Origin of the sequence: Mesorhizobium sp. B2-4-14, assembly GCF_006442155.1 — a bacterium.
Taxonomy (GTDB): domain Bacteria; phylum Pseudomonadota; class Alphaproteobacteria; order Rhizobiales; family Rhizobiaceae; genus Mesorhizobium.
This window is the reverse complement of record NZ_VFVA01000017.1, coordinates 1-5000: the sequence shown is the minus strand read 5'-3', so window position 1 is coordinate 5000 and position 5000 is coordinate 1. Positions and strand designations below refer to the sequence as shown.

Here is a 5000-nt window from a genome sequence, read left to right as displayed (position 1 = left end):
TGTCTATGACGGCATCTACCGCGCCGCCTATTCCTACGGCATGTCCAAGGCGATGACGCAACGGCTGATCAAGCTCTTGGCATCCGACGTCGACTTCCAGTCCCGCCTCAATCCCTCCGACCGCCTCGAAGTGCTGTTCTCGCAGCCCGACGGCGACGACCAGACCTCTGACGATTCCGAACTTCTCTACGTCTCGGCGACATTTGGCGGCACGACGCGCAACTTCTACCGCTTCCAGATGCAGGACGGCAGCACCGACTATTTCGACGAGGACGGCGCGAGCGCCCAGCAGTTCCTGCTGCGCAATCCCCTGCCTGCCGGAAAATTCCGCTCCGGCTTCGGCGCCCGCAAGCATCCGATCCTCGGCTATGTCCGCATGCACACCGGTGTCGACTGGGCAGCCCCGATCGGCACGCCGATCATCGCCGCCGGCAACGGTGTCGTCGAGAAGGTCGGCTGGGCCGGCGGTTACGGCAAACAGATCATCATCCGTCACGCCAATGGCTACGAGACGTCGTACAACCACCAGAGCGCCTTTGCCAAAGGCATCGAGCCGGGTGTACGCGTGCGCCAGGGCCAGACCATTGGCTATCTCGGCCAGACCGGCCTCGCCACCGGCCCGCATCTTCACTACGAGCTGATCGTCAACGGCACCAAGGTCGATCCGATGCGCGTCCGCCTGCCGGTCGGCAAGGTGCTTAAAGGCGACGACCTTGTCGCCTTCAAGCGCGAGCGCGAGCGCATCGACGATCTCTTGAAGCAGGAAGATGGCAATTCGCTGAAGGTTGCCAGCGCCAAGATCGAAGGCTGAGCCCTTCGCCTTTCAGTCCTGCCTGGTTTCTGCGCGCCGCGACCACGGCAGCGCTTCGCCGGGAATCGTTGTCCATGCGATGGCGGCTGAAAGCAGGCAAAGCAGCGCCGTCACGGAGGAGACAGCCGAAAAGGCTGCGTCACTGGCGGCAAGCCTTGCCGCATCGAGCGCCGGCGCCAAGCCAGCCGGTGCCAGCTCACCGAAGCCAGGCACGCTTGAAATCGCATTCCCATCCAGTGCCTTGGCGTAGACCCAAGCCGCCAGCGACCCCATCGCCGCCACCGCGATCAGGCCGCCAATGCGCGAGACGGCATTGTTGATGCCGGAAGCGGCCCCCGTGTCCTTGTCTTCCACCGCCGTCATGATCGCGGTCGAGAGCGGCGATACAACCAGCGCCATGCCGAGCCCCATCAGCGCCATCAGTGGAAATGTTCCGGTCCAGAAATGGTGGATGCCGGCATGGGTGAGCAAGGCAAGTTTGGCGAAGGCGAAGGCTACGACCAGACTGCCGCAGGCGATCGGGAAACGCGGTCCGATCCGGTCCGACAATTGCCCGACCGGTCCCGACAGAAGCGCGATCGATGCCGACAGCGGCAGGAAGATGAAGCCAACTTCGGCCGTGCTCAGACGCCAGCCGGCGATTATGAGCATCGGCAGGTAGAAAAGATTGGCCGACAGCGCGAAATAGAGGAAGAAGGTCGCCACATTGGCGCCAGCGAAAGCGCCGATGCGAAACAGGCTGAGGTCGATCATCGGCTCGCGTTGCCGCTGCTCGAACAGGATGAAGACGGCAAGCAGCACAGCGCCGGCGGCAATGCTCGGTCCCGCCATGTGGCCCCCGCCGCTGGCGCTCATCGAGGTCAGCCCATAGGCGAGCGCGCCGAAGGCCAGTGTCGCAAGCCCGCCGCCGCCCAGATCAAGGCTGCGTTTCTCAGTCGGCTCATCGGCCGGAATTTTGGCAAGCAGGAGATAGATCGAGATCAGGCCAAGCGGCAGGTTGACGGCGAAAATCGCCCGCCAGATGCCACCGCCGAAAGCCGAGAGCACCAGGCCGCCGAGTACTGGGCCGAGCGCGGTGGTCAGCGCGGAGGCCGCCGCCCAGATGCCGATCGCGCGGCCCCGCTCTTTTTTCGGATAGGCCTTGGCGATGATGGCGAGGCTGCCCGGCACCATGATCGCCGCGCCAATACCCTGGAGGGCGCGAAACGCGATCAGCACGATCGCGTTCGGCGCCAGCGCACAGGCAAGCGAGGCCGCGACGAACAGCGCAATGCCGGCCACGAAGGCGCGGCGCAGCCCGAACCGGTCGCCGGCGGCTCCGCCGGCAAGGATCAGCGCCGAGAGCGTCAACGCATAGGCATTGGAAATCCACTGTGCCGCGGCAAGGCTGGCACCGAGATCGACGCGGATCGCCGGCATGGCGATGGCCAGGATCGAGCCGTCGATGAAGCCGAGCGCCGAAGCCAGGATCGCCGCAACCAGCACGTATCGCCGCAGCGAAGGCGGACAGAAAGTTCCGTTCGTGACCGGACTGGTCAGCGGGATTGCGGCGGCTTTATCTGGTGAATGCATGACACATTGCTTAGACCGTCGGTGTTTCGGCAACAACCGGCCAGCGGCTCGCAGTCACTGAGCCCAGCCAACTGGGCAGGGTCGCGCCGCACCGGATGCAAACGGCGGCAGTCATGCTAAGTTCCGGAGAGCCGCAAGCGAGGAGAAGTCTATGAAGCGTCCACTCGAAGCATCAGCGGAGGGACGCGGCCGCATTGTCGGCATCACCGACGGCGTCTTCGCCATCGCGCTCACCCTGATCGTGCTCGAGATCAGGGTGCCGGCGCATGAGACGATCCATTCCGAGCATGATCTGCTCGCTGCGATCGCGGCATTAGCGCCGCGCTTTCTGACCTATGCCTTGAGTTTCCTGACGCTGACGATCTTCTGGTTCGGCCAGCAGGCCCAGCATGGGCTGATCGCCAAGTCCGACAGGCGGCTTGCCACGCTGAACCTCTGCTTTCTCGCCTTTGTCGCCTTGCTGCCGTTCTCGACCGACCTTCTGGCGGACTTCCTCGAATTCAGGACCGCGGTGCTGGTCTACTGGCTCAACCTGCTGATGCTCGGCGTCACGCTGTTCGCCAGCTGGCATTACGCGGAGAAGAACGGCTTTGTCGCGGAAGGCGTCGACGCTGAAGCGAAGCGCACGGTCTATCTGCGTATCGCCAAGGCGCAGATCCTGTGGGCAATCGGCGCCGCACTCTGCCTGGTCACCCCATTGCTCAGCGTCGGCTTCATTCTGGTGGTGCAGCTGATCTATGCCGCCGCACTGCGCGGCTCATTGCTGCGCAAAGTCATCGGCTGAAGATCCCCCGACGAATTCCACGGTGACGCCTGGCGACACCAACTTGGCGAGCTCGCGCGCGTCCCAGTTCGTCAGGCGCACACAGCCATGGCTTTCGGTCTTGCCGATCTTCGATGGGTCCGGCGTGCCGTGGATGCCGTAGGTCGGTTTGTCCAAGGCGATCCAGACCGACCCGACAGGTCCGTTGGGGCCTGGCGGAATGGTGAGAATCTTGTCGTTCTGGCCCTGCTTGAAATTGATGTTCGGGTTATAGGTGTAGTTCGGGTCGAGCGCGACACGCGACACCGCGTGTATCCCGGTGGGCGACGGCGTGTCGGCCGAGCCGATGGTCGCGGGATAGGCTGCGACCAGCTTACCGTCCGCATCGTAGGCGTACACTTCCTTCTTGGCTTTGTCGGCGACGATACGCGCGACCGGCGTTGACACCAGCTTGCCGAAATTGGCGACCTTGATGATCGTCCCGGGGCGATTGAAGTCGAGGCCCTTGTTGATCGACTTCAGATAGGTCTCATCCATGTGGAAGCGCTCGGCGAGTGCCTCGGTGACGGAGGTGTAGCCCATGCGGTCGAGCTTGGCCTTCTGGCTGTAGTCCTCCGGGATCGAGGCTACATAGGGGCCAGCCGCGTCTTCGGGGGTGATCGTGTAGGAAGCGAAAGCGTCGCCGCCGGTCTGGGCAAGGGCCGCCTGGATGCCGACCGCGTCGGTCGATTTCAGATTGCTACCGGTGATCTGGTTGTAGGCGGCCAAGGCCTTGTCGACGTTAGAGCCGAAGCGCCCGTCGATCACCCCCGGCGAAGCGCCGCCGCGGTCGAGCAGCACCTGCAGCGCCGCCACGTCCTGCCGCGCGCCGAGCGACAGCGACGGATCGATGGCGGCCTTGCCGCCAGTGTCCGGCGGCAGGGACGTCTGCGTTTCCGGATTGGCCGGCTGCAGTTCGGGCTGGCCCGGCTGGGCCGGTTCTATCGAGGCCTCATTGAGGGGCTGGCGTTTGATGGTCTGCGGTTTTTCCGGCTGCGGCGCCTCGGGATAAGTGTTGTCGTAGCTGCCGTCATCCTGCTGCGAAGGCGGATAGGCCTCAACCGAATTGTCGCCATAGGGGTCGGCCTCGTCCGTCGGCGGGGGGATGACCCGGCCTTCTTCTTCCAACTGCTTGCGGCGGAACCGCGCCATGTCTTGCGGATCGTCGAGATAGTAGCGGTCATCGTCGGCTGGGGCACGGCCCAACTCGCGCAGTCTTGTATCGCGGCGCAGCGCGCGCCGGTCGAGCCTCGTCTGCGGCGGCTGGATGGCGATCACCTTGCCCGTATCGGCGTCAACGATGACGCGATTACCCCTGGCGTCGTAGTAAATATCGAGATTGCCGTCCTGGGCGACAAGGATGCCACCGTCGCTGGCGGTGCGGCTAACCCTGGGTGCATTGTCCTGCGTCGGCGCTGCGAGCGCGCCGCAAGAAAGCATCCCGGCTGCGAGGGCCGAAAAGACGAAGATCGTGCGGAACATGATGGCCAAAACTCTCCGGTCCGTAGATTGCCGTCGCCCGGCGTTGTCCCTGTGAGGCGAACCCCTTCGCCAGCAAACCAGCTATCCACAATATGGTTCCAACATGAACCGGGCATGAAGATGGCGGTTTTCCGGCACCTCTGGGAATATCAGCTAATGCATGTCGCCCAAAAGTGACCTCGGTTTTGGGACACGACATGCATTAAAACAAAGAACCTAAAGGGCGTCGCATGACTCCGTTTTCACGAGACGCGCTTTAGAGCGTCGGGCGAATAGGGTGAATCGTTGGGATTCCCTTTTCGACTGAAGTCTGATTCCTATGGATGCGGAGGT

The 5000-nt window shown here is 63.5% G+C and carries 4 protein-coding genes (1 of these 4 running past the window's edge); 2 read left to right on the top strand and 2 right to left on the bottom strand.

Going from position 1 to position 5000, the window contains the following annotated elements:
• On the top strand, window positions 1-811 hold the final stretch of the coding sequence (locus tag FJ938_RS16325; RefSeq protein ID WP_181168870.1) for a M23 family metallopeptidase. The gene continues 1160 nt to the left of window position 1, outside the view; only the last 811 of its 1971 coding nucleotides appear in the window; its start codon lies off the left edge, out of view; the stop codon is at window positions 809-811.
• Window positions 812-823: 12 nt separating this feature from the next.
• Here FJ938_RS16325 and FJ938_RS16320 read toward each other — a convergent pair whose 3' ends face one another.
• On the bottom strand, window positions 824-2383 hold the full coding sequence (locus FJ938_RS16320) for an MFS transporter (RefSeq protein WP_140695380.1): 1560 nt from the start codon (window positions 2381-2383) through the stop codon (window positions 824-826).
• Between the two features lie 151 nt (window positions 2384-2534).
• Here FJ938_RS16320 and FJ938_RS16315 point away from each other — a divergent pair, with 151 nt between their 5' ends.
• Entirely contained in the window at window positions 2535-3167 is a 633-nt protein-coding gene (locus tag FJ938_RS16315; protein WP_140695378.1) for a TMEM175 family protein, read from the top strand.
• On the opposite strand, the gene FJ938_RS16310 is transcribed toward FJ938_RS16315, so the two are convergent.
• Window positions 3141-4667 (bottom strand): L,D-transpeptidase family protein, encoded by a 1527-nt coding sequence (locus FJ938_RS16310; protein WP_140695376.1) that lies wholly within the window; start codon window positions 4665-4667, stop codon window positions 3141-3143. The genes FJ938_RS16315 and FJ938_RS16310 overlap by 27 nt on opposite strands.
• Window positions 4668-5000 lie beyond the last annotated feature (333 nt).

Bases quoted from the DNA above. Each gene is read 5' to 3' on its own strand.
- FJ938_RS16320 (WP_140695380.1), bottom strand. From the start codon at position 2,383: ATGCATTCACCAGATAAAGCCGCCGCAATCCCGCTGACCAGTCCGGTC.
- FJ938_RS16315 (WP_140695378.1), top strand. From the start codon at position 2,535: ATGAAGCGTCCACTCGAAGCATCAGCGGAGGGACGCGGCCGCATTGTC.
- FJ938_RS16310 (WP_140695376.1), bottom strand. From the start codon at position 4,667: ATGTTCCGCACGATCTTCGTCTTTTCGGCCCTCGCAGCCGGGATGCTT.